Origin of the sequence: Pseudomonas sp. MWU349, assembly GCF_017947325.1 — a bacterium.
GTDB lineage: Bacteria > Pseudomonadota > Gammaproteobacteria > Pseudomonadales > Pseudomonadaceae > Aquipseudomonas > Aquipseudomonas protegens.
This window is the reverse complement of the sequence record NZ_JAFEVP010000002.1, coordinates 87,507-109,531: the sequence shown is the minus strand read 5'-3', so window position 1 is coordinate 109,531 and position 22,025 is coordinate 87,507. Positions and strand designations below refer to the sequence as shown.

At 64.7% G+C, this 22,025-nt stretch carries 23 protein-coding genes; 9 read left to right on the top strand and 14 right to left on the bottom strand.

All coding sequences use genetic code 11. The annotated features are described in order from the left end of the window. Positions 1–430 precede the first annotated feature (430 nt). From KCG88_RS07635 to KCG88_RS07615, 5 genes are all read right to left on the bottom strand, one after another. Complete coding sequence (locus KCG88_RS07635) at positions 431–1,762, bottom strand: deoxyguanosinetriphosphate triphosphohydrolase (protein WP_047288195.1); 1,332 nt, start codon at positions 1,760–1,762, stop codon at positions 431–433. A 225-nt stretch (positions 1,763–1,987) separates the two neighbouring features. Further along, a complete protein-coding gene (locus KCG88_RS07630) occupies positions 1,988–3,151 on the bottom strand; it encodes an EAL domain-containing protein (protein WP_047288193.1) in 1,164 nt (387 codons plus the stop codon). A gap of 125 nt (positions 3,152–3,276) precedes the next feature. Continuing rightward, entirely contained in the window at positions 3,277–3,618 is a 342-nt protein-coding gene (locus KCG88_RS07625) for a hypothetical protein (protein WP_047288190.1), read from the bottom strand. Then, on the bottom strand, positions 3,615–4,004 hold the full coding sequence (locus KCG88_RS07620) for a phage holin family protein (RefSeq protein ID WP_011062507.1): 390 nt from the start codon (positions 4,002–4,004) through the stop codon (positions 3,615–3,617). Before KCG88_RS07620 ends, KCG88_RS07625 begins: the two co-directional genes overlap by 4 nt. A 1-nt stretch (position 4,005) precedes the next feature. Next, the gene (locus KCG88_RS07615) at positions 4,006–4,320 is read right to left on the bottom strand and encodes a YqjD family protein (protein ID WP_011062506.1); all 315 of its coding nucleotides are present in this window, start codon (positions 4,318–4,320) and stop codon (positions 4,006–4,008) included. 335 nt (positions 4,321–4,655) lie between these two features. Between KCG88_RS07615 and KCG88_RS07610 the strand changes: the two genes are divergently transcribed. After that, entirely contained in the window at positions 4,656–5,864 is a 1,209-nt protein-coding gene (locus KCG88_RS07610; RefSeq protein WP_210712173.1) for an ammonium transporter, read from the top strand. Between the two features lie 62 nt (positions 5,865–5,926). On the opposite strand, the gene KCG88_RS07605 is transcribed toward KCG88_RS07610, so the two are convergent. Beyond that, a complete protein-coding gene (locus KCG88_RS07605) occupies positions 5,927–7,882 on the bottom strand; it encodes a monovalent cation:proton antiporter family protein (RefSeq protein WP_210712172.1) in 1,956 nt (651 codons plus the stop codon). Between the two features lie 218 nt (positions 7,883–8,100). Between KCG88_RS07605 and KCG88_RS07600 the strand changes: the two genes are divergently transcribed. From KCG88_RS07600 to KCG88_RS07575, 6 genes are all read left to right on the top strand, one after another. Then, positions 8,101–9,195 (top strand): acyltransferase, encoded by a 1,095-nt coding sequence (locus KCG88_RS07600; RefSeq protein WP_047288183.1) that lies wholly within the window; start codon positions 8,101–8,103, stop codon positions 9,193–9,195. A gap of 36 nt (positions 9,196–9,231) precedes the next feature. Next, positions 9,232–10,203 (top strand): acyltransferase, encoded by a 972-nt coding sequence (locus KCG88_RS07595; protein ID WP_047337460.1) that lies wholly within the window; start codon positions 9,232–9,234, stop codon positions 10,201–10,203. Positions 10,204–10,271: 68 nt separating this feature from the next. Then, the gene (locus tag KCG88_RS07590) at positions 10,272–10,508 is read left to right on the top strand and encodes a glutaredoxin family protein (RefSeq protein ID WP_011062501.1); all 237 of its coding nucleotides are present in this window, start codon (positions 10,272–10,274) and stop codon (positions 10,506–10,508) included. 111 nt (positions 10,509–10,619) lie between these two features. Next, a complete protein-coding gene (locus tag KCG88_RS07585) occupies positions 10,620–11,066 on the top strand; it encodes a S24 family peptidase (RefSeq protein WP_047288178.1) in 447 nt (148 codons plus the stop codon). Between the two features lie 40 nt (positions 11,067–11,106). Beyond that, positions 11,107–11,427, top strand: a complete 321-nt coding sequence (locus tag KCG88_RS07580) for a hypothetical protein (protein ID WP_011062499.1) — start codon at positions 11,107–11,109, stop codon at positions 11,425–11,427. Between the two features lie 79 nt (positions 11,428–11,506). Next, positions 11,507–12,397, top strand: a complete 891-nt coding sequence (locus KCG88_RS07575; protein WP_047288176.1) for a pseudouridine synthase — start codon at positions 11,507–11,509, stop codon at positions 12,395–12,397. A 73-nt stretch (positions 12,398–12,470) separates the two neighbouring features. On the opposite strand, the gene KCG88_RS07570 is transcribed toward KCG88_RS07575, so the two are convergent. Beyond that, positions 12,471–12,692 carry a YgdI/YgdR family lipoprotein gene (locus tag KCG88_RS07570; protein ID WP_047288174.1) on the bottom strand — a complete coding sequence of 74 codons (222 nt, stop codon included), beginning with the start codon at positions 12,690–12,692 and terminating at the stop codon, positions 12,471–12,473. Between the two features lie 242 nt (positions 12,693–12,934). Between KCG88_RS07570 and moaB the strand changes: the two genes are divergently transcribed. Together moaB and glp are read left to right on the top strand one after the other, a co-directional pair. Next, positions 12,935–13,474, top strand: a complete 540-nt coding sequence (gene moaB / locus KCG88_RS07565; RefSeq protein ID WP_015636514.1) for a molybdenum cofactor biosynthesis protein B — start codon at positions 12,935–12,937, stop codon at positions 13,472–13,474. A 22-nt stretch (positions 13,475–13,496) separates the two neighbouring features. After that, positions 13,497–14,684, top strand: a complete 1,188-nt coding sequence (gene glp / locus KCG88_RS07560; RefSeq protein ID WP_210712429.1) for a gephyrin-like molybdotransferase Glp — start codon at positions 13,497–13,499, stop codon at positions 14,682–14,684. Between the two features lie 45 nt (positions 14,685–14,729). Here the strand turns inward: glp and KCG88_RS07555 are convergent, their stop codons facing one another. From KCG88_RS07555 to KCG88_RS07525, 7 genes are all read right to left on the bottom strand, one after another. After that, a complete protein-coding gene (locus tag KCG88_RS07555) occupies positions 14,730–14,984 on the bottom strand; it encodes a hypothetical protein (protein WP_011062495.1) in 255 nt (84 codons plus the stop codon). Between the two features lie 127 nt (positions 14,985–15,111). Beyond that, complete coding sequence (locus KCG88_RS07550) at positions 15,112–16,038, bottom strand: glycosyltransferase family 2 protein (RefSeq protein ID WP_011062494.1); 927 nt, start codon at positions 16,036–16,038, stop codon at positions 15,112–15,114. Between the two features lie 16 nt (positions 16,039–16,054). Continuing rightward, on the bottom strand, positions 16,055–17,470 hold the full coding sequence (locus tag KCG88_RS07545) for a lipid II flippase MurJ (RefSeq protein WP_047337457.1): 1,416 nt from the start codon (positions 17,468–17,470) through the stop codon (positions 16,055–16,057). A gap of 9 nt (positions 17,471–17,479) precedes the next feature. After that, on the bottom strand, positions 17,480–18,301 hold the full coding sequence (locus KCG88_RS07540; RefSeq protein ID WP_015636510.1) for an acyltransferase: 822 nt from the start codon (positions 18,299–18,301) through the stop codon (positions 17,480–17,482). Further along, the gene (locus tag KCG88_RS07535; RefSeq protein ID WP_210712171.1) at positions 18,298–19,716 is read right to left on the bottom strand and encodes an O-antigen ligase family protein; all 1,419 of its coding nucleotides are present in this window, start codon (positions 19,714–19,716) and stop codon (positions 18,298–18,300) included. The genes KCG88_RS07540 and KCG88_RS07535 overlap by 4 nt, the downstream gene beginning before the upstream one ends. Then, positions 19,716–20,816 carry a glycosyltransferase family 1 protein gene (locus tag KCG88_RS07530; RefSeq protein ID WP_210712170.1) on the bottom strand — a complete coding sequence of 367 codons (1,101 nt, stop codon included), beginning with the start codon at positions 20,814–20,816 and terminating at the stop codon, positions 19,716–19,718. The genes KCG88_RS07535 and KCG88_RS07530 overlap by 1 nt, the downstream gene beginning before the upstream one ends. Further along, the gene (locus KCG88_RS07525) at positions 20,807–22,024 is read right to left on the bottom strand and encodes a glycosyltransferase family 4 protein (RefSeq protein ID WP_047288161.1); all 1,218 of its coding nucleotides are present in this window, start codon (positions 22,022–22,024) and stop codon (positions 20,807–20,809) included. The genes KCG88_RS07530 and KCG88_RS07525 overlap by 10 nt, the downstream gene beginning before the upstream one ends. Position 22,025 lies beyond the last annotated feature (1 nt).

Genomic DNA, 22,025 nt, shown 5'->3' with positions numbered 1-22,025 from the left:
AATGCATAGAAGGCTAACGGATTTTCCTTGCCGGCCTTGATTGGCAAGGGGTGTGGCGTCCGGGTGAGTTATTCAAAGGTAGGATGTTTGGTTGAGTGGCTAACCGAATGTTTAATTCTGTAATCGTCAGTGCGTATATCAACTTGCGAGCGCCAAGTGTTTTCGGCTACATGCTCTTTGTGTTTGAGTAGTTGCTCTATTGTTGTTCTTTTTTGATCGTGATGTTGTTGCTAGGGGATATCCTTAGATACCTTGGCGGTGAAAATTCTGCGCCGCGCCCACGGTTTCTGGTGGTATCGCCGGTGAAATTGCCAATGTATAGAAAGCTATACGGCGGTATTCAGGGTAGGGGATACCCTTGGTTAAAGATTGGATGTCGCAGGTCATATCAAGTGCCTGGCACAGTGGCCGGGCACTTGATGAATGACGGTTATTGCGGGCTGGAGCGCCCGGTCATTTCCCGGGCCATTTCACTGGCATAGCTGTCGGTCATGCCGGCGATGAAGTCGATCATGCGCAGGAACGAGGTATGCAACGGCCAGTTCGGGTCCGGTGCGTTATTGCCCAGCAGATCGAGGATCCGCCGGTTCTTGAACGACGGGGTCTTGCCGCCGTGCTGTTCCAGCGCCGCGCCGCAGAAGGAGTTCAGCAGGATCTCCAGGGTGGTGTAGGCGCCGATCTCGTGCAGGGTCTTGCGCTTGTCCTGGAAGATCTTGCGCCGCGCCACATCCTTGGCATTGAGTACGCAACGCTTGGCCGGACCATGCATGTGCTCCACCAGGTCGCCGTGCAGGGTGCCGGCCAGCAGGGCGTCCTGCTGTTCGACAAAGGCCCGGGCGGCGGCGTTGGTCAGGTGCTCGATGGCCTTGCCTCGCAGGATCGCCAGGCGTCGCCGGCGCGAATCGCTGGGGCCCAGCTGGCGATAGGTTTCCGGCAGGTCGTCGCCCACCAGGCCGAGTAGCAGCGCCTCGACTTCGGCGTACTCCAGCAGGTCCATCTCCAGGCCGTCCTCAAGGTCGATCAGGGCGTAGCAGATGTCGTCCGCCGCTTCCATCAGGTACACCAGCGGGTGCCGGGCCCAGCGCTGGTCTTCCAGCTGGGGCAGGCCCAGCTTGTGGGCGATCTGTTCCAACAGCGCCAGCTCGCTCTGGTAGCAGCCGAACTTGTGCTTCTTGTAGCCCAGGGAGTCGGCATGGCGCGCGGTCCAGGGGTACTTGAGGTAGGTGCCGAGGGTGGCGTAGGTGAGCCGGGTGCCGCCATCGAACTGGTGGTATTCGAGCTGGGTGAGCACCCGGAAGCCCTGGGCGTTGCCTTCGAAGTTGAGGAAGTCCTGGCGTTCGGCCTCGCTCATCGCATCCAGCCACCCCCGCCCGGCGGCTTGCTGGAACCAGTGGCGGATGGCGTCTTCCCCGGAGTGGCCGAAGGGCGGGTTGCCGATGTCGTGGGCCAGGCAGGCCGATTGCACCACCATTCCCAGGTCGCTGGGCTCACACCAGTCGGGCAGGGCGCTGCGCAGGGTCTCGCCGACGCGCATGCCCAGGGAGCGACCCACGCAGCTGACTTCCAGGGAGTGGGTCAGGCGGGTGTGGATATGGTCGTTGCTGGACACCGGGTGCACCTGGGTCTTGCGCCCCAGGCGGCGGAAGGCGCCGGAGAAGATGATGCGGTCGTGGTCTTTGTGGAAAGGGCTACGGCCAAGTTCTTCCGGGCTGTGCACTGGCTTTCCGAGGCGTTCGCGGTTGAGCAGGGTCTGCCAATCCAAGGCGGGTCTCTCCGAAAAAAACTGAAGGGCAGAGCTTCCGGTTTCTAGAGCGTGGCCGCAAGAGGCGCATGGCCTGCGCTTGTGTCGACGCCTTCGCTGGCAAGCCAGCGCCTAGGCGGAAATGGCGTGGCCTGCGCCCCACCTGTAGGAGCCGGCTTGCCGGCGAAAGGGCCCGCAATTCGTGCATCCATCGTGTCGCTGGGTTCGCCGGCAAGCGGGGCGGGGTTACAGGCCGGCCGCGTCGATGTCGATCAGCAGCAGGCGCTGGCCGTTGTCGAAAAACTGCCCGGCGGTCAGGCAATACTGGTTGCTGGTGGCGTCGCGGTAGGTGTTGGACAGGGTCAGGCGCCGCTCCTCCCAGCCTTCGGCCAGCAGGTGATAGAAGTACGGGCGCCAGGACCAGTTGTGGCCGACGTAGCTGCTGTCGGCCTGCCAACTGTTGTGGCGCCATTCCAGGTTCGGGGTCAGTTGGGTGCCGTGGCGGTCGCACTGATAGAAACGCAGCAGCCAGGGAAAGGCCTCGACCCGGGGCAGTTGGCTGATGGGCGCCTGGGCCTGGGCCCAGGCCTGCAGCAGGTTCATCAGTTCGGCCAGTTGCAGGCGCATGCGCATCAGCCGGTTGCGTTCGGCCAGCTTGTGCCGCACGTAGCGCTCGCGCAGGCGGGCGAAGGGCTGGACGAAGGCATCGCTGGGGTAAAACTGTTGCTCGGCCTGGGCAAACAGGAAGCCCTGTACATAGCGCGAGCCGCACTCCAGGGCGAAATCCAGTTCGGCTTCGGTTTCAACACCTTCGGCGATGATCCAGCAGCCGGTCTTCTCCGCCATCTGCGCCAGGGCCTTGACCACGTCGCTGCTGGGGCCGCCCCGGGCCGCGGCCTGGAACAGGCGCATGTCGAGCTTGAGGATGTCCGGTTGCAGGGCCAGTACCCGGTCCAGTTGCGAGTAGCCGGCGCCGAAGTCGTCGATGGCGATCCGTGCCCCGGCCTGGCGATAGCGGGCCACCACTTCGCTGAGGCGTTGGCTGTTGCCCCCCAGTTCAGTGATCTCGAACACGATGCGCCGCGGGTCTACGCGGTTCTGCTGCAATTGCTTGAGGCTGGGCAAGGGCTGCCCGGGGCGCAGGCGGCTGATCCAGCGCGGGGAAATGTTCAGGCTCAGGAACCAGTCCGCGGGTGCCTCGTGCAGGCGCTGCAGGGCGTCGTCGCGGATCAGCCGGTCAAGGCGGCGCAGGGCGCTGGAGGGGGTTCGAGGATCGGCGAACAGCGGCCCCACGGACGCCAGTTGGCCATTGTCCTGGCGCAGGCGGCCCAGGGCTTCGACCCCGGCGATGCGCCCGGTGGCGGTGTCGATGAAGGGCTGGAAGCAGGCGAGCGGTTGCCCGTCGATCACAGGGCCTCCTTAAAAGAGTCTGGGTGGAGTAGGGCCGTGGCTGGCGGGTAGGCGGCCACGAACCGGCCCCTGGGTAAAGGGGCCGATCCGGGTTGCTTAGCAAGAATGCAGCCAGATAGGGCCGCTCAGGATTTGCGCGAGGAGCCTTGCATCACCAGCTTGATCAGCGGCACCAGCGTGGTGCCCAGGCGAACCAGGCGCGTGAGGCCGCTGGCGCCACCGCTCTTGGCGCCCTTGCCGGTGATGAAGCCCAGGAGCGTCACCACCGCCATGCCCCAGAGCGGGGCGTGCTTGATGCCCAAGCCTTCCTGCCAGCTCTGCCCCAGGCCGCGAACCCGTCGCAGGGGTTGCAGCAGTTGCTGGGACTCGTGGCGGATTTCCTGGCGGTGCATTTCCATGCGCAGGCGGATCAGTACCTTGCGCATTTCCCGGCGTGAAGTGTTTTGCGGGACTTCAGGCAGTTTCATGGCAGCAGGCGCTCCCGATCATTGGCCAGCTCTTCGAGGGTGGCGTGGAAAGGTGAGGATTCATCGAAGATCGCTGCCTTGAGGCGCAATCCGCAGAAGATCGCCGCCAGGGTGTAGAACACGCACAGGCCGATGATTCCAGCCAGGCGATAGCTGTCCCACAACAGGATCAGCACCAGCGCCGACAGCCCCACCAGCAACAGCAGGGCGAACACCAGGGCCAGCCCGGCGAACAGCAGCAGGCTTACGGTGCGTGCTTTCTGCTCCTGCAACTCGATGCCGAACAGCTCGACATGGCTGTGCAGCAGCCCCAGGACTGCCGCCCCCAGGCGCCGTGAAGATGCGCTCGGGCCGCTGCCGGACGAAGTGGATTCGCCGATAGCCATATCAGCGCCGCGTCGCCAGGAGGCCGATCAGGAAGCCCACGCCGGCGGCGATGCCCACCGATTGCCAAGGGTTGCTCTGCACATAGTCCTCGGCGGCGGTGACCGCTGCCTGGCCGCGCTGGCGCAGGGAGTCTTCGGTCAGTTGCAGGGTCTCCCGGGCCTTGAGCAGGCTGTCGTGGATCTGCTCGCGCAACTCGTCGGCCTGGTCGCCGGCCAGGGTTGCGGTGTGTTCCAGCAGACGCTCCGTGTCACTGACCAGTGCCTGAAAATCCGCCATCAGTACTTCTTGAGCCGTCTTTGCCGTTTTGCTGGCCATGGTTCCATCTCCGTTAGTGGCTTGTGTGAGCTATGAGTGTGAGCCCTGGGCGAAGGTTCACTGCAATTGTCTGGTACAGCTTTTGCTTTGTCCTGGTGCGCCAGGCCCCGGGCCTGCGCCGAAAACGAGCGAGGGTCGCGCTGTAGCCCGCGTCAACCCTGGCCAAGAAAACCATAACCTCAGGTCAGTTCCCATCCCGTGGTTTGTCGTGCCGCCGCCGGCGCGCCAAAACGGTTCACCGAATGCGTGCAATGGCGCGCTCGGGAGCCAACTTGGTGCAAGGAACGGGGCGCCCTGCCAGGGAACGGCTGGCCGATTTCGGATCTGCCTACTCCATGGAAAATCTGCAAAGCGCTGTGGACACCCTGGTCCACGGTTCCAACACCCTGTTCATCCTGATCGGGGCGGTCATGGTCCTGGCCATGCACGCCGGTTTTGCCTTCCTCGAAGTCGGTACCGTCCGGCAGAAGAACCAGGTCAATGCGCTGTCGAAGATCCTCAGCGACTTCGCCGTCTCGACCCTGGCCTATTTCTTTATAGGCTATTGGATCTCCTACGGCGTGAGCTTCCTGCAACCGGCAGCGGTAATTAGTGCCGATCACGGCTACGGCCTGGTGAAGTTCTTCTTCCTGCTGACCTTCGCCGCGGCGATCCCGGCGATTATCTCCGGTGGCATCGCCGAGCGCGCGCGTTTTGTGCCGCAATTGTGCGCCACGGTGCTGATCGTGGCCTTTGTCTACCCGTTTTTCGAAGGGCTGGTGTGGAACGGCAACTTCGGGGTGCAGGCCTGGTTGCAGCAGCGCTTTGGTGCCGGATTCCATGACTTTGCCGGCTCGGTGGTGGTGCACGCCATGGGCGGCTGGCTGGCCCTGGCCGCGGTGCTGTTGCTGGGGCCGCGCAATGGCCGCTACCGCGACGGCAAGCTGGTGGCGTTCGCGCCGTCGAGCATTCCGTTCCTGGCCCTGGGCTCGTGGATCCTGATTGTCGGCTGGTTCGGCTTCAACGTCATGAGCGCCCAGACCTTGCAGGGCGTCAGCGGGCTGGTGGCGGTGAACTCGCTGATGGCCATGGTGGGCGGCACGGTGGCGGCGCTGATCGTTGGCCGCAACGACCCGGGCTTCCTGCATAACGGTCCGCTGGCCGGGCTGGTGGCGATCTGCGCCGGCTCGGACCTGATGCATCCGGTGGGCGCCTTGATCACCGGCGCCATTGCCGGAGCGCTGTTCGTGTGGTGCTTCATCGCCGCGCAGAGCCAATGGAAGATCGACGACGTGCTCGGGGTCTGGCCGTTGCATGGCCTGTGCGGTGTATGGGGCGGCATTGCCTGCGGGATCTTTGGCCAGAGCGCCCTGGGCGGCCTGGGTGGGGTCAGCCTGATCAGCCAGTTGATCGGCACCGGCCTCGGGGTGGCGGTGGCGCTGCTGGGCGGCCTGGCCGTATATGGGGTGATCAAGGCGGTCTGCGGTCTGCGCCTGACCCAGGAGCAGGAGTACTACGGCGCCGACCTGTCGCTGCACAAGATCGGCGCGGTGAGCCAGGACTGAGACGACGCCCCTGGTATTGATGACCCTGGGCGCCCGCCGCCCGGGAGTTGGGCTGGGTGGCTTCAACCGGCTTGCAGGCGTGCTTCGCAAGCCTCGATGGCCGCCTGCGGGCCGGACACCAGCACCCGGTCGCCGGCTTGCAGGCGCGGGCTGGGGTTCAGCGGCAGGTCGTTGCCATCGCGTTGCACCCCGCGTACATCCACGCCCAGTGCCTCCAGGCCCAACTCCTGCAGTGGCCGGTTGCAGGCGTGGGCATCGGCGTCGAGGTTGATCGCGTGCATCTGTACCGCCGGCGGTTCGCGGTTGTCCTGGGCGCTGTTCTGGGTGCCGTGATAGAAGCCGTGCAACAGTTGGTAGCGGCTGTGGCGCACTTCATCCACGGTGCGCTGCACCCGCTGTTCCGGCAGGCCGAGCATGATCAGGGCATGGGAGGCGAGCATCAGGCTCGACTCCAGCAGTTCGGGCACCACTTCGTTGGCGCCGGCGGCCTTGAGTTCCGCCAACTGGCTGTCATCGCGGGTGCGCACCAGGATCGGCACTGTGCGGTCCAGGCGGCGCGCCGTCTTGAGCACCGTCAGCGCGATGTCGCTCTTGTCCACTGCGATCACCAGCAGCCGCGCCCGTTCCAGGCCGACTGCGGCCAGGAGATCGCCGCGCCGGCAGTCACCGTAGTGCACGCAGCTTTCTCCCGCAGACGCTTCCTGGACCCGCACCGGATCATCGTCCAGGGCGATGTAGCGCAGTTGCTCGTGGCGCAGGAAGCGGCCGATGGACTGGCCGACCCGACCATACCCGCAAATCAGTACATGGCCTTGCAGTTCGGCGTTCTGCGCGCTGATTTCCTCCAGTTGCGCGGCCTGGTTGGGCTTGCGGTGCAGGCGGGCGGTGATGGCCGGCGCCGCTCGCAGCAACAGCGGGGTCACCAGCATCGAGCAGAAGGTCGCGGCCAGCAGCAGGCTGCTGATGTGGGGCGGGATCATCTGGCTCAGTTGCATCTGCGCCATCAGGGCAAAACAGAATTCACCGCCCTGGGCCAGGGCCAGGCCGCTGCGCCAGGCGGTTTCGCCATCGCTGCCGCGCAGCTTGAGCAGGGTTGCCACCACCGAACCCTTGATCAGCAGCAGGGCCAGGGTCAGGCCGGTGATCAGCAGGGCATGGTCGATGAACAGTTGCAGGTCGATGAGCATGCCGATGCTGACGAAGAACAGCCCTAGGAGAATGTCGCGGAACGGGCGGATGTCGGCCTCGATCTGATGCCGGTAATGGCTTTCCCCCAGCAACATGCCGGCGAGGAAGGCCCCCAGGGCCGGTGACAGGCCCAGCAGGTGGGTGAGCCAGGCGGTGAGCAGGACGATCACCAGGGCCAGTAGCACAAAGAGTTCGGCGGAGTGCGAGGCGGCCACTTCATGGAACAGCCGCGGCAGCAGCCAGCGACTGGCCAGCAGCAGGCCGACGAACAGCACCACGGTCTTGCCCAGGGTCGCCGGCAGGGCCCAGTACCAGGCGTGCTCGCTACTGCCGGCGAAGACCGGCACCAGGGTCAGCAACAGCACCGCCACCACGTCCTGGAACAGCAGCACGCCAATGGCGTTCTGCCCGTGGCTGCTGAAGATCTCGCCCAGGCTGGTCAGTTCCTTGCTGACGATGGCGGTAGAGGACAGGGCCAGCCCGGCGCCGAGCATCAGCGCTGCGGTCAGGGGCATGCCGAACAGCGCCAGGAGTACCCCGAGGATCAACCCGGTGCACAGCACTTGCAGGCTGCCCAGGCCAAACACCACGTGGCGCAGGGCAAGCATTTTCGACAGGGAGAACTCCAGGCCCAGGGAGAACAGCAGGAATACCACCCCCAGTTCCGCCAGGTCGGGCAGGTCCTCACTGTCGTTGACCCAGTCCAGCGCAGTGGGGCCGACCATCAGGCCCACCGACAGGTAGCCCAGCACCGGGGGCAGGCTCAGGCGCCGGAACAGTGCAATCACCACCAGCGAGGAGGCAAGAATGATCAGCAGATTGGCAAACAACGGGCATCTCCGGACAGGGGGCGGGCAAGGCAAGCCTAGAGGCAAAAAAGGCGCGAGGATTACCCGGGCCGCAGAGAGTGACGCTGATTCAGGTCATTGTTTGTCGAGAATGTCTCATATTCATGAGCCTTCGCTATGCTCAGAAACTGTCGATAAAGGCGGTGCCCGGGTGATGGGGTTATCCACAGGACCCTGCCAGTGAGGTGTCGGAGAGGTGTATGGAGCGTCTGTATTCACTGCAAGGGTTGCGGGGCGCCGCGGTGTTGGGCGTGGTCCTGTTCCACATGATGTCGGTGGAAATCAAGTATTCGGGCGGTGACATCCTGCTGCCGGTCATGCTGAACTTCTTCCAGCTCGGGGTCGACCTGTTCTTTGTCATCAGCGGTTTCGTGATGGTCATCGTCAGCCGTGGGCGCTTTCAGAAAACCGTCGAGACTCAGCGCTTCCTGTTCAACCGCCTGTCCCGCATTTACCCCACCTACTGGCTGTATTTCTTCATCACCCTGGGGGTGTATCTGTGGCAGCCGACGCTGGTGAACAGCTCCCACGGCGGCTCCAACCTGTGGATGTCCTTCCTGCTGCTGCCCAACGACCGGGTGCTGCTGGTGATGGTGGCCTGGTCGCTGCTGTTCGAGCTGTGGTTCTACCTGATGTTCACCCTGTTCCTGTTCTTCAAGGAAAAGCGCCTGCCGCTGATCCTGCTGCTGTGGGCGGTGGCGCTGGTGGTGTTCAACCTGCTGCAGAACTGGCAGGACTATTCCCCGGCGCTGAAGATCATCCTCCACCCCTACGCCCTGGAGTTCATTGCCGGCAGTGCCCTGGCGCTGTTCTTCTACGGACCCCATAGCGCCAGGGTGCCGACAGCGCTGGTCTGGGCCGCGTTGGCGGCGGCTCTGCTGGTGGGGTTTCCGCTGATCTATGCCTACCAGCTGTTCTTCACCGAGGGCCTGCCGAGGATGCTCGCGGTGGGCCTGACCTTCGGTACCCTGACCCTGTCCCTGGCCTTGCTGGAACGACGGCAACTGATCCGTATGCCAGGGTTTCTTACAGCCACCGGTGATATGTCCTACACCATCTATCTGTCCCACTTGCTGGTGCTGGGGGTTGTCGGCCGGGCCTGGCAGGTGATCGGCGCCTGGCCCGAGAGCTATGTGGATAACCTGGCCTTCATCGTGCTGATGATGACGGCGGTGGTCTGCTATGGCTGGGTGGGCTATCACTTTTATGAAAAGCCGATCCTCGATCGCGCCACGGCCTACTGCAAGCGCCGGTTCAGTACCGCCCCCAGTGGCAAACACTACGATCCGGTGTAGTCGTCCGGTCCTTCCTGCTTACTCGGGTAGCCATCGATGCCGAAAGTGCTCAACGCAAACCTCGACGCGCTGAAAGTCCTGCTGGCGGTGATGGTGGTGGCGCTGCACTGCAAGCTGCTGGGGGGCAATTACACCTGGGTCGGCTACCTGCTGTGCAACGGCCTGTTCCGGGTGGCGGTGCCGACGTTCTTCATCATCAACGGCTACTACCTCTTTCAGACCCTGGAGAGCGGCCACTCCTTCGCCCAGTGGTTCAAGCGCGGCCTTCTGCTCTACCTGTTCTGGATGCTGGTCTACAGCCCGCAGTACATCGACCCGATCACGATCGCCAGCCTGGGCGGGGTGCTGGGGGTCGTGAAGAAGCTGCTGATCGGCTATTTCCACCTCTGGTACCTAGTGGGCATGCTCGGCGGCGCAGCGATGCTGCTGGTGCTGCGTCGCTGGCGTTCAAGCGCGCTGATCGGCCTGGCCCTGACGGCGTTCCTCATCGGTCTGGGCCTGCAGTACGCGCGGGTCTACTACGAACTGCCCAACGGCTTTCTCCAGCACTTCAATCAGAACGACTACACCGCGCGCAATTTCCTGTTCATGGGCTTCCCGTTCATGGCCATCGGCTTTCTTTGTGCCCGGCATCGCTTGGCAGAGCGGCTCAGCCGGCGCGGGGTGTGCTGCTGGCTAGTGCTGGGGTTGGGGCTGATCCTGGCCGAGGCGGCGCTGAACTTCGCCCTGCGCGCCGATGTAGAGCAGAACTTCGACTTCCTCGCCTCGTTGCTGGTTATTGCCCCGGCCCTGTTCCTGTTGCCCCAGGTGTACTTCCGGGCCTCCCACAGCAACTTCGCGGCCAAGCTGTCCTCGGCGGTGTATTACGTGCATCCCTGGTTCATCTTCGGCGCCTTGTCCCTGGGCATGGCCTATGGCAACGCCATGGCCGGGCTGGTCCTGCTGCTGGCCTTTGGTGTTGCGCCGCTGTTGATCATGGCCAGTCGCCGGGTCCGTTTCATTCTCTGAGGGCGCTTGGTCGACGGCTTTTTCTCTCGGGCCTAGAATAGGCACCTGTTCTTTTTTGGTTGCCCGTCATGCCCCCTGAATGCCAATTGTTCGGCACCCTTGGATGCCACCTGTGCGAACTGGCCGAGGCCGAGCTGATGCCCCTGGTGGAACACGGCCTGATGGTCGAACTGGTGGATATCGCCGACAGCCAGCAACTGTTCGACAGCTACGGCCTGCGCATCCCGGTACTGCGCCGGGTGGATACGGGCGCCGAGCTGGGCTGGCCCTTCGACGCCGAGCAAGTGGTGGCCTTCCTGCGCTGATGCACCAGGGGGGCGGGCAGGGTTTCCGCCCGTCGCTCATCGCGCGAATTCATTGGCGAGAGCCTTCGATTGGTTTACTGTATGCATATACAGCTATCGAGGAGCCTCGCCATGTCTCTCACTTTCCTGACCGGTACCGAACGCTCGCAACCGTTGCCAGCCCGCTTTGCGCCGCTGGGTGACAGCGAGCCTGCCGCGTTGGCCGATGGTCCCAGCGGCAGCGGTTTTTCCCTCGACCGGACCCTGGGCCTGGGCGCGCCGCAGATCCATGGCCTGCTGGTGGACGATGACAACCTGCTGGGGTTCGGCATCTACCCTGGTGACCGGTTGATCGTCGACCGCTCGGCCACTCCGGCGGTCGACCAGTACCTGGTGGTTCGGGCCCAGGGCGCCAGTGAATACTCGCTGCGCCTGCTGGCGCCCGATCCTCGTGGCGGCTTGCTGCTCAAGGCGGCGCGCCCTTCAATCCCCTCCATCGTTCTGGATGACCTGGGCTCGATCGAGATCTGGGGCGTGGTGTTGTGGGTGGTCAGTTATGTGGGGCGCAAGCAGCCCTGATGAGTGTGGTGGACGCTTCAAACCGTTAAAGGAATAAATGATGGTCAATGTCGAACAACTGAAAAACAGCGTGAACAGCATGCCCACCGATGTGGTGCGTGAAGCAGTGCTTGAGCTGCGCTTGGACGGGCTGGTCACCGAAGGCAAGACGCCCTTCAACAAGCTGCACTTCAATACCTGCTTTGCCGAGATCGAAGCCTTGTTCCAGCGTGCGGGCTACCACCGGCAACTGGACGTGGTGGGCTACCAGGGGCTGTTGTACGCCCTCTACGATCCGGGTCGCTGGGAGGCGGTGGATGTCCTGCGCTGGCTCAAGGAGTTCACCGAGGCCGCGGCCCAGGCCAAGCAGTCCTGCGCCTGAAACCTCGGAAACTGTTCCTAGGTTCCTTGTGGCGGCTGTTGGATAATGCCGCCCTGCATTGATCCTTCGAGCTTTTTGTATGTCATCCGCACCTTTTTCCGCTGCACAGCATCAGGCCAGTACCCTGTACCTGCCCCCGGGCTCCTGGGCGACGGTGCTGGATTGCCTGTGTGATCACTTCAAGGCCATCAGCCGCGAACAATGGCTGGACCGTATCGCCCGTGGCCGGGTGCTGGACGGGCAGGGCCAGCCCATCAGTCTGGAGCTGGCCTATCGCGAAGGCTTGAGGATTCACTACTTTCGCGAAGTGCCGGATGAAAAGGTGATTCCGGTCGAGGAAACCATCCTCTACGCCGATGAGCATCTGGTGGTGGCGGACAAGCCGCACTTTCTGCCGGTGACCCCGGCAGGAGAGTACGTCGAGCAGACGTTGCTGCGGCGCTTGATCCGGCGCCTGGGCAACCCGCACCTCGTGCCCCTGCATCGTATCGATCGGCATACGGCTGGGCTGGTGCTGTTCTCCGCGAACCCAGACAGTCGCTCGGCCTATCAGGCGCTGTTTCCCACCCGCAAGATAGAAAAACGCTACGAGGCGATTGCCGCTGCCTTGCCGCAGTTGAACTTTCCGCTGCTGCACAAGAGCCGGCTGGTGGACGGTGAGCCCTTCTTCCGCATGCAGGAAGCACCGGGGCCAAGCAATACCGAAACAGCCATCGAGGTCAGGGAGAAACACGGCGAGCTGTGGCGTTACGCCCTGTACCCGGTAACGGGCAAGAAGCACCAACTGCGGGTGCATATGAATGCCCTCGGAGCGGCGATCTGCAACGATCCCTTTTATCCCGAGGTGCTCAAGGACATCGAGGACGACTATGCCCGGCCGCTGAAGCTGCTGGCCCAGGGGTTGCGTTTCATCGACCCGCTGACCGGGCAGGAACGCGAGTTCGAGAGCCGCATCAGCCTGCAGTGGTGAATACCCCAGGCGCAGAAACAATAAAACCCGCACCAGGCGGGTTTTATTGTATTCAGGTCGACTAGCGTCAGGCTTACAGCTCTTTGACGGTACGGACCTGATCCTTGTTGATGCGAGTCTGCTTGCCGTCCAGCTGTTCAAACTCGTAGAAACCGGAATCCTTGTCGAATTTAGGGGTATCGACGGCCTGGATTTCGCGACCGTCATTCAAGGTGATCACTGTCGGCGAGGCGCAACCGGCGAGAGTGGCCAGGCCCAGTGCGAGCATGAGAGTGGCGAGGGTCCGTTGAGTCATTGTGTGTCTCCGAAATGAGTACTTTTGAGTGCTGGTCTTCAGACGTATACAACGTCTGCAAGTTCCTTGGCCAGGGACATTCTGCCACGTTGCCGGGCAGATCGCAGGCGTTCGCCGCGGCAGATTAGCCGAGTTCGCAGCAGCGTCCACCCATCGGCGTCTATTGCCGAGGCCACAGCGGCGGCAGGCCGGAGCGCTGTGATATAACAACGGGCTGTTTCTCCTACCTTTGGATCGAGCCTATGAAAGCCAAGGCTGATGTACCTTTTGCGCCGCTGAATATTGCGGTACTGACTGTCAGTGACACCCGCACCCTGGAAACCGACACCTCCGGGCAGGTCTTTGTCGAGCGCCTGGGCGCTGCTGGCCATCGTCTGGCGGCACGGGTGCTGCTCAAGGACGATCTGTACAAGATCCGCGCCCAGGTCGCGACCTGGATTGCCGACGACGTGGTGCAGGTGGTGCTGATCACCGGCGGGACCGGTTTCACTGGCCGTGACAGCACCCCGGAAGCCGTGGCCTGCCTGCTGGACAAGCAGGTCGACGGCTTTGGCGAACTGTTCCGGCAGATATCGGTCGCCGATATCGGCACCTCCACTGTGCAATCCCGGGCACTGGCGGGGCTGGCCAATGGCACCCTGGTGTGCTGCCTGCCCGGTTCCACCAATGCGGTACGCACCGGCTGGGACGGGATCCTCGCCGAACAGCTGGATTCGCGGCACCGGCCGTGCAATTTCGTTCCTCACCTGAAACAGGCGGCACCCTGTGAATCCCGTGGGTAAGCCGGGCAAGCAGGGGGCCCTGATGCCGGTGGAAGAGGCATTGGAGCGCCTGCTGGCGATGGCCGGTTCGGCCCCCATCCTCGAGCGTGAGCGCTTGCCGTTGGCGGCGACTCAGGGCCGGGTGCTGGCCGAGGCGCTGATCTCCAGCCTGGACCTGCCGCCCTGGCCCAACAGCGCCATGGACGGTTACGCCCTGCGCCTGGAGGACTGGCGGGGTGAACCCCTGCCGGTCAGTCAGCGGATCTTTGCCGGTCAGTCGCCTGAGCCACTGCAGCCCGGGACCTGCGCGCGGATTTTCACCGGTGCGCCGGTGCCGGCTGGGGCGGACTGCGTCGAGATGCAGGAAAACGCCCAGGTCCAGGACGATCAGCGCGTGCTGTTTAGCGAGCCTCTGCGACTGGGTCAGAACATTCGCCCCAAGGGTCAGGAAACCACGGTGGGCGAGCAGGTGCTCGCGGCAGGCACTCGCCTGGGGCCGATCGAGCAAGGCCTGGCTGCTTCCCTGGGGTGCGCCGAGCTTGAAGTGGTGCGCCGGGTCCGGGTGGCGGTGCTGTCCACCGGCGACGAACTGGTGGAACCTGGCCAACCCCTGGGGCCGGGCCAGATCTACAACAGTAACCGGGTGGTGCTGTGCAGTTGGTTGCAGCGCCTGGGCTGTGAGGTGCTGGATGCGGGAATCCTCCCTGACGATCTGGCCGCGACCCGCCAGCGCCTGGCGGAACTGAGGGAGGTCGACCTGATCCTGTCCACCGGTGGTGTCTCGGTGGGAGAGGCGGACTTCCTGGGCATCGCCCTGCGCGAAGAGGGCGAGCTGGCCCTGTGGAAACTGGCGATCAAGCCCGGCAAGCCGTTGACCTTCGGCCATTTTCGCGGTGTGCCGGTGATCGGCCTGCCGGGCAATCCGGCATCGACCCTGGTGACCTTCGCCCTGCTGGCGCGCCCCTACCTGTTGCGTCGCCAGGGCGTGCAGCAGGTACAGCCCCTGAGCTTCCAGGTGCCGGCGGGTTTTGCCTGGCCCCAGCCCGGCAATCGCCGCGAATACCTGCGGGGGCGCCTGGAGAACGGGCAGGCGATTATCTACCGCAACCAGAGTTCGGGCGTGTTGCGCAGTGCGGCCTGGGCCGAAGGGCTGGTGGAGGTGCTTGAAGGGCGGACCCTGGTGCAGGGCGATCGGGTCAACTTCATTCCCCTGAGTGAAGTGCTGGATTGACCCCGGCAGCGCGGGCCCGGCTGCCACCGGCCCGCGCCGAGCGGTTTAACGCAGCAGCAACAGCAGCAACAGGCCGAAGCGGCTGTGCAAACCCCAGGTCACCAGGCCCGCCAGCAGTGCAGCGGCCAGTACCGCCCTGGCCAGGCGCTTGAGCCACGACAGGTGCCGACAATGACGCGGCAGCGGCTGCGAGGAAAGAGGCAGGTCGAGCTCCCGGGGGGAGCGGGTGGCCCCCCAGGGCTGGCCCTGCAGATGCTTGAGCGGTGATCGCGCTTGCGGATAAAACTCCTTGTCTTTCATGACGGTGCACTTCCTTGTATGAGGCGTCAGTGCCTGACATGCACAGTCACTGATTGGCCCCGCAGGGTCAATTCAGGTGATTCTCTTTCTTCGGTCAGAAAATTCACTTTAGGCTTGGGGGCTCGGTTCAGGCATAGGGGCTGTCCCAATAGCGCTTGTACATGCCGAGCTTTCTTTTCAGGCCCAGGGGCAGGTAGCGTTCCTGCTGGCTGAGTTTGTAGGCGAAGAGCTTCACCGCGTTGCGCAGCAGCGACCCGGGCCACTGCCCCAGGCGCCCGGGGCCGAGGAAGCGCAGTTCGGACTGGACGTAGCGCAGGCCTTCGCCACCGGCGCCACCGAAGGCCTGGCGGATCCAGGGTTCCCGGGCATGGAACACGCCAATGTCGAAATAGCGGCGAAACTCTTCCTTGAGGCTGTAGTTGTGGGAGTGGCGGCAGCAGGCGCTGCCTTCATAGGCGACCTTCCAGCCGGCCAGAAGCATCTTCGCGCCCACATACATGTCTTCGGACAGGATCACATGGTTGGGAAAGCCGCCGACCTGCATCAGCGCCTCGCGCCGGTAGGCGGAAAACGAATTGGACATGAAGGCGGTCTTGATCCCCAGTGCCGGCACATCGGCCAGGCTTTTCACCTGGGAAGTCGGCGGGTAGTTGAACAACCGCGCATGGCTGGCCAGGGGGCTGGCATCGAGGTGCGGCAACTGGCGACCGCACACGGCTCCCACTTGCGGGTCGGCGAAGGGGGCGACGATGCGGGCGAGACCTTCGGCATCCTCCAGGTAGGCATCCTGGGTCATGAACACATAGAGGTCGTAGTCGGCGTTGCGCTCCACCATCAGTTGCCGGGTGCCGCCGTGGTTGAAGTCGCGGCTGTCGATGCGCAGCACATTGGCGCAGCGTGCCAACGCCAGCTCGTAGGTGCCGTCGCTGGAGCTGGAGTCGACGATCAGGGTATCGAAGGGCGCGCTCTGGATTTCCAGGGAATCCAGCAGTCGCGCCAGGTCCTGGCAGCCGTTGTAGGTGGGAATCACACAGGCCACGCGCAGTGTCGACATTGTCCAAGCCTCCGGTTCAGGTCAGGTTCTGGCGCCAGGGCCGCAGCCAGGCCGCGAGGATCAGCAACAGCAGCAGGCCGCAGGCGCTGCTCAGGCCCAGTTGCCACCAGATCGAGGTCAGCGGATGCAGGAACAGCGCCGCCAGGGCCATGCCACCCAGGCCGATCAGCCAATGGCTGCGCCAGGGCACCAGCCCCAGCAACTGCTGGCGGCGCATCAGCAGCAGGCCGGTGAGGATCACCCCGCAGATCGCCGCCAGGGCGATGCCGATCAAACCGAGGAAATACGGCAGTGCCGCCAGTAGCAGGGCATTGAGCAGGCTGCCGGCCAGTTCGCAATTGAGCGGCATGCGGGTGTCGCCGGCGGCATAGGCGTAGCGCGCCAGCAGGGCGTTCCAGGCGCCGAACATCAGCGGTACCGAGAACCAGGCCAAGAGCTCCGGCAAGGGGCTGTCCACCGCTTGATTGGGCAGCAGCAGGTGCACCAGCGCGGCGGCGGCGCCAATCAGCCCGACCACCGCAGGAATGGTCAGCAGGGTGGCGCTGCTCAGGCCTTTGCGCAGCAGGTCCAGGCGCTGTTCGCCGCTGCTGCCGCTCATCAGCCCGAGCAGCACCTGGTTGAGGCTCATCAGGGCGATCAGCGGCAGGTTGATCAGCTTGCGCGCCAGGTTGATCCAGGTAACCGCCCCTTCACCCAGCAACGAGGCCGCCATGCGCTCCAGCAGGGCCAGGCCCTGGCTGGCGAGGTTGCTGCTCAGCAGAGGGCCGATGCGTTGCAACAACTCGCGCCCGGCCCCGGGCGCGGCCTGCATGCGCCAGGGCCGCCAGCCATCGCGCAGCAGGCTCGGCAACAGCACCGTTGGCATCAGCAGGCTGCCGAGCACACAGGCCGCGGCCAGCCCGGTGGGGGTGGCGGCATGGTGCAGGCTTGCCAGGTAGATCACCGGCGGCAGGTTGAACAGCAGCGAGCCCAGGCCGGCCAGGACAAAGCGGGCTCGAGCCTGCAGAGGTATGCAGAACAGGCCGTGAAGAATGAACCCCGGCGCGCACCAGGCCAGCCAGTGCAGGCCGCCGCTGGCCAGGGCATAACCGTCGCTGCCCAGGCCGGGGCCGATCAGGCGTACCCATAGCGGTGCGCCGAGGCTCAGCAGCAGCGCCAGCAGCAGGCCACACAGCAACAGGCGGGGGGCCAGGGCACTGAGCCAGGCCTGTTGCTCTCCGGGCGAACGCTGCTGGTACAGCGGCAGTGCGGCGGCGCTCAGCAGGCCCGCAGCCAGGGCCATGCGCAGGGCCTCGGGCAGGAACATCGCCACCAGGAAACCGTCGCTCTGGCCACCGGCGCCCCAGGCCGCCACCAGCAGCCATTCCCGGGCAAAGCCGGCGGCCAGCCCGGTCAGGGTGGCCAGGGTCAACCACAGCGTCGCGCCGAACATGGGCCGGGCTTAGTGGAACAAAGTGAACAGGCCTTTGCCGCCCACTTTGTAGTTGAGGTTGCGGCAGCGCTCGCCCTTGATCGCCGCGTCCGGTCCGCTGACGATGGCGTAGGGCGGTACCGGCTTGGACACCACGGTCTGCCCGCCGACCACCGCGCCTTCGCCGATCTCGGCGCCAAACGACAGCAGGGCGCGGCTGGCGATCCAGGCGTAGTCATGGATGTAGATCGGCCCGCCTACCGCCCAGAATTCCGGCTCCTTGAGGTCGTGGCCACCGGCGATGATCAGCACATGGGAGGCGATGGTCACATGGTCGCCAATGATCAGCCCGCCCCGGGCGTCCAACTGGCAGTGCCAGGCCACGGTACTGTCCTGGCCGATGCGCAGGCTGTCGACACCCAGCACCTCGGTATTGCGCCACACCGTGGAGCCCTTGCCGATCTTCGCCCCGCCAAGGCGCAGCCAGAACAGGCGCAGGGTGTGGCTGGGGATCTTGCAGATGAGGATGTTGTAGATTTGCTCCCAGACCCGCAGCATGCGGTCGCGCAGGGTCGGCCAGTTGATTCCGTACATGGGAATCAGCGCCCCCTTGAGTTCGCGGCCCAGCAGTTTGTAGAAGCGCCGGGGCAGGGGCGGCTCGATCTTCGATTCGATGTTCAGGTAGCTGATGTAGGTCAGCACGTTGCCCTTGAGCGGTTGCTCGAACACGACATCGTTCTCCAGCATCCACTGATAGGCCGCCTCCAGTTCTGCAAGGCTCACCCCCATTTTCTGCGCATAGTCAGGCAAGGCCTGTTTCAGGTTCTGCGAGTGGAAGAGGCGATGTTTCATGGCTGGATTCCTGAGGGTGGGGAGTCTGGAGTAACCCTGGGCGCCGCAGCGCCGGCCTTGAGTCGCAGGCGCCTGGCTTCATGCAGGTTCAGGCCCAGCAGCAGCCAGAACAGGGCGATCAGCACCTGGGTGAAGCTGAAGTAATGGTCGAACAGGCCGCTGATCAGTGCGGCGCTGAGGCCGGCGCCGCTGCCCAGCCAGAGGGCGGTGTCCCGATTCAACTGGATGGTCACCCCGGGAACCCGGGTTTCCCGCCACCAGCTCCAGATCACCGCGACGAACAGCAGCATGCCGGGCACGCCGATCTTGTAGATGTAGTTCAACCACAGGTTGGAAATCCCCCACAGGCCGGTGCCGGGCACGGGTGGGTCGACCTTGAAGCCGATGCCGAAGGGGAACATCGCCATGGCGGCGGGGAAGTGCGAGTACTCGTCGACCCGCACGCTGGTACTGGCATCGCTGGAGGTGAACAGGGTCAGCAGGCGGTCCTGCAAGGGCGGATAGGACATCAGCAGCAAGGCCCCGAGAACGAAGCCGCCCATCAGCATGCGCCCGGTGTAGGGCACCCGCTGGCGAGCCATCCAGATCAGCACGATCAGCAGGCTGAGCAAGGCTCCGCGAGAGCCGGAGAGCAGCAGCCCGGCGGCCCCCAGCAAGGCCACTGCCAGGCCGAGCTTGCGCTGCCAGCCGCTGCGGGTCAGGCCGAAACAGAAGGCCAGGGGCAGCAGCAGGGCCATGGCGCCACCGGTGACGTTGGGGTGCATCCACGGCGAGCCCATGCGATTGGCCAGGGCGCTGAGGCTGTCGCCCAGCACCGCGATGCCGCCGTAGCCGAGTTTTTCGAGGATCGGGGTCATGGCCGTGGCGCTGCCGTTCTTCAGAAATACCGGAATCGACAGCAGCAGGAGCAGCAGGGTCCCCAGCAACAGGCCGCAGACCAATTGCTCCCGGGCCTTGGCTTGCTGCAACAGGCGTCGCACCAGAAACAGCGCCGAGAGGTTGAGCAACCAGCGGACCCAGTTCACCGGGCCGTTGCCATCGGCGTTCACCGTCACCTGGCCGATGATGAAGGGCAGGGCACTGAAGGCCATCAGGGCCAGCAGCAGCTTCTCGGTACGCAGCAGCCTGGGCGGCTGGGGCAGATTGGAGAACAGCCCCTGGGCCAGGATGCTGGCCCAGACCAGCAGCAGCAAGGCTTCGGAGACGGTGGTGCGCAGGCCGATCTGCACCGTCGAATAGGGCAGGAAGGTCGCCAGTACCGCGAACAGCAGCAACCCGCGCAGGGGTTGGCGGACCACGGTCACCGCCGCTGCGATGCCGGCCATCAGCACCAGCACCTTGAGCGCTGGCAGCAACCAGATCAGCACGCCGAAAACCAGGCTCAGGATCAGCGCCAGCGGTAGGGCGATGGGCATTACTTGAGCTCCTCGAGCAATTCATTGAAGCGCTGGCGATAGGCATTCTCGGCGTAGCCGGCCGCCCAGGCCTTGAGGGGGGCGGGGTCTTCCGGCGGGGCGCTGGCCAGTTGCACCATCAGCTGGCTCAGGGCGGCGCTGTCGGTGGGCGAGAAGCGCGGGCTGCCCTGCGGGGTGATCTCGTCCAGGGCCGAGCCGCTGGCCACCGCCACGGGAGTGCCGACACTCAGGGCCTCGATCACCGGCAGGCCGAAGCCCTCGGCGTAGGAGGGCTGCCACAGGCGTTGGGCCTGGCGATACACCCCATGCAACTGGCTGTCGCTGAGGTCGCTGAGAAAGTGCAGGCCATGTGCGGCGCGCAGTTCGTTGGGCAGGTGTTCCGGTGCGCCGATCAGCACCAGTTCCGGTACGTCCGGGGATTGCTGGCGCGCGGCCTGCCAGGCGGCGACGAACCAGGGAATGTTCTTGCGCGGCTCGCGGGTGCCCACCGCCAGCCAGTAGCGCTCGGGCAGTTGCAGGTCGCGGACGTCGGCGGGTTCGCCCTGGAAACCGCTAACCAGGTTGGGCAGCACCCGAACCTTGTCCCGGGCCTGGGGAAAGAGCTTCACCAGTTCGTCGGCGGTGTACTGCGAAGGTGTCCAGACGCGGTCCGCCTGCTTCACCGCGTAGCCGATGGAGAGCTTGTCGGTGAGGCCATAGACCCGCTCCTTGAGTCGCGAGCCATGGCTGTTGGTCAGGGTCAGTTGGAACAGGTCATGCAGTTGCAATACATAGCGCAGGTTCTTAGGTTTCCTGCCCAGGGGCAGGCCCATGTTGAAGTTGCAGATGTACAGCTCCACCTCGGCCTCACGCAGGGCCCCGGGCAGAAAGCCACCCTCGAAGCGCAGCCGGCTCGGCAGGCGATGTATCCCCTGCAGTGGCGCGCCCCATCTGGGGCAATGCACCCGGCGGCGCAGCGGATGGTCCTCCGGGGCTACGCCGAACAATTGCAGGCTGACCTGTGGATTGGCGCGCAAGGCGTCTTCGATTGCCAGGTTCTGCCGGCCGATACCACTGTTGCTGTAGCCCGCGGCGGGGCGGTAATCCAGACCTATGCGCATACGGACACTTCTTCTTTGTCAGAGGGGAGTTGGTGATAGACCGCTTCCAGCTGGGCCGCAGCGGCGGTCCAGTCATGGTGGGCCAGCACGTAGTCGCGCCCGGCGGCGCCGATGCGTTGCAGGCGCTCGGGGTCGGCCAGGGCCTGGGCGAGAATCTGCGCCAGGGCCCCGGGGTCTTCGCTGCCCAGGTAATGCTGGCCGTTCTCTACCTGCAGCCCGGAGCTGCCCTGGGCCGTGGTGACTACCGGCAGGCCGGCGGCCATGGCCTCCAGGACCTTGAGCTTGGAGCCGCCGCCCTGGCGCAGCGGGGCGAAGAACAGCGCCGAGCGCCGTTGCAGGTCCCGCAGGTCGGGGACAAAACCCTGCCACTCGATGCGCGGGTCGGTCCAGCGCTGGCGGAAGCTGTCCGGCAGGGCGTAGCCGCAGATGGCGAAACGCACCTCGGGGTTGATGGCCCACAGGCGCGGCAGTATCTCTTCCAGAGCCCATTGCACCGCATCCAGGTTGGGGCTGTATTCGTAGTTGCCGATAAACAGCAGGCGCTGGCTGCCAAGGTCCGGTTGCACCGCGGCGTAGTGCCCGCAGTCCACGCCGTTGACCACCACCGCGGCCGGTTTGCCACTGAGCCGGGCCAGGGTCAGGGCGTCCTGTTCGGTCACTGCGATGACCCGGGCCGCCTGCTGGAACACCCGGCGTTCCCAGCGCCGGTAGCGCCATTGGTCGTAACAGGTAAAGGGTTTCGACCAGGCCGGCAGGCGGTCGTAGCTGGCCGCGCCGAGGGCCGACTCAACGTTGTGTTCGGTGAGGATGAACGGGCGCTGCAATTGCCTGAGCGGCTGTTCGAAGGGCTGGAAACTGTAGCTGTGCTCGATCTGGATCACGTCCCAGGGCTCCTCCAACAGCTCGCGAAAACGCTGTTGCAGCGGCGCGGCCAGGCCGTTGACGTCGGCCAGCATGGGGTAGGGCGCGAACAGTACCGAAAACAGGGTCTTGAGGCTGCGCAACGGCCGCCGCGGCAGCACGATCAGGCGTTCCAGCCAGGGCTCCAGGGCCGCGCGGGTGGCGTCGTCCAACGGGGTTTTCGATTGCACCAGCAAGGTGATGCGGTGCCCGCGGGCGGCCAGGGCCCGCAGCAGGTGGTATTGCCGGGTCTTGCCGCCGCTGGTGGCGGGCCAGGGCAGGTAGGGCAGGGTCCAGAGGATTTTCATG

Coding starts and splice junctions, on each gene's coding strand:
- KCG88_RS07625 (WP_047288190.1), bottom strand. CDS start 3,618: ATGAAACTGCCTGAAGTCCCGCAAAACACTTCACGCCGGGAAATGCGC.
- KCG88_RS07620 (WP_011062507.1), bottom strand. CDS start 4,004: ATGGCTATCGGCGAATCCACTTCGTCCGGCAGCGGCCCGAGCGCATCT.
- KCG88_RS07615 (WP_011062506.1), bottom strand. CDS start 4,320: ATGGCCAGCAAAACGGCAAAGACGGCTCAAGAAGTACTGATGGCGGAT.
- KCG88_RS07610 (WP_210712173.1), top strand. CDS start 4,656: ATGGAAAATCTGCAAAGCGCTGTGGACACCCTGGTCCACGGTTCCAAC.
- KCG88_RS07600 (WP_047288183.1), top strand. CDS start 8,101: ATGGAGCGTCTGTATTCACTGCAAGGGTTGCGGGGCGCCGCGGTGTTG.
- KCG88_RS07595 (WP_047337460.1), top strand. CDS start 9,232: ATGCCGAAAGTGCTCAACGCAAACCTCGACGCGCTGAAAGTCCTGCTG.
- KCG88_RS07590 (WP_011062501.1), top strand. CDS start 10,272: ATGCCCCCTGAATGCCAATTGTTCGGCACCCTTGGATGCCACCTGTGC.
- KCG88_RS07585 (WP_047288178.1), top strand. CDS start 10,620: ATGTCTCTCACTTTCCTGACCGGTACCGAACGCTCGCAACCGTTGCCA.
- KCG88_RS07580 (WP_011062499.1), top strand. CDS start 11,107: ATGGTCAATGTCGAACAACTGAAAAACAGCGTGAACAGCATGCCCACC.
- KCG88_RS07575 (WP_047288176.1), top strand. CDS start 11,507: ATGTCATCCGCACCTTTTTCCGCTGCACAGCATCAGGCCAGTACCCTG.
- KCG88_RS07570 (WP_047288174.1), bottom strand. CDS start 12,692: ATGACTCAACGGACCCTCGCCACTCTCATGCTCGCACTGGGCCTGGCC.
- moaB (WP_015636514.1), top strand. CDS start 12,935: ATGAAAGCCAAGGCTGATGTACCTTTTGCGCCGCTGAATATTGCGGTA.
- glp (WP_210712429.1), top strand. CDS start 13,497: ATGCCGGTGGAAGAGGCATTGGAGCGCCTGCTGGCGATGGCCGGTTCG.
- KCG88_RS07555 (WP_011062495.1), bottom strand. CDS start 14,984: ATGAAAGACAAGGAGTTTTATCCGCAAGCGCGATCACCGCTCAAGCAT.
- KCG88_RS07550 (WP_011062494.1), bottom strand. CDS start 16,038: ATGTCGACACTGCGCGTGGCCTGTGTGATTCCCACCTACAACGGCTGC.
- KCG88_RS07545 (WP_047337457.1), bottom strand. CDS start 17,470: ATGTTCGGCGCGACGCTGTGGTTGACCCTGGCCACCCTGACCGGGCTG.
- KCG88_RS07540 (WP_015636510.1), bottom strand. CDS start 18,301: ATGAAACATCGCCTCTTCCACTCGCAGAACCTGAAACAGGCCTTGCCT.
- KCG88_RS07535 (WP_210712171.1), bottom strand. CDS start 19,716: ATGCCCATCGCCCTACCGCTGGCGCTGATCCTGAGCCTGGTTTTCGGC.
- KCG88_RS07530 (WP_210712170.1), bottom strand. CDS start 20,816: ATGCGCATAGGTCTGGATTACCGCCCCGCCGCGGGCTACAGCAACAGT.
- KCG88_RS07525 (WP_047288161.1), bottom strand. CDS start 22,024: ATGAAAATCCTCTGGACCCTGCCCTACCTGCCCTGGCCCGCCACCAGC.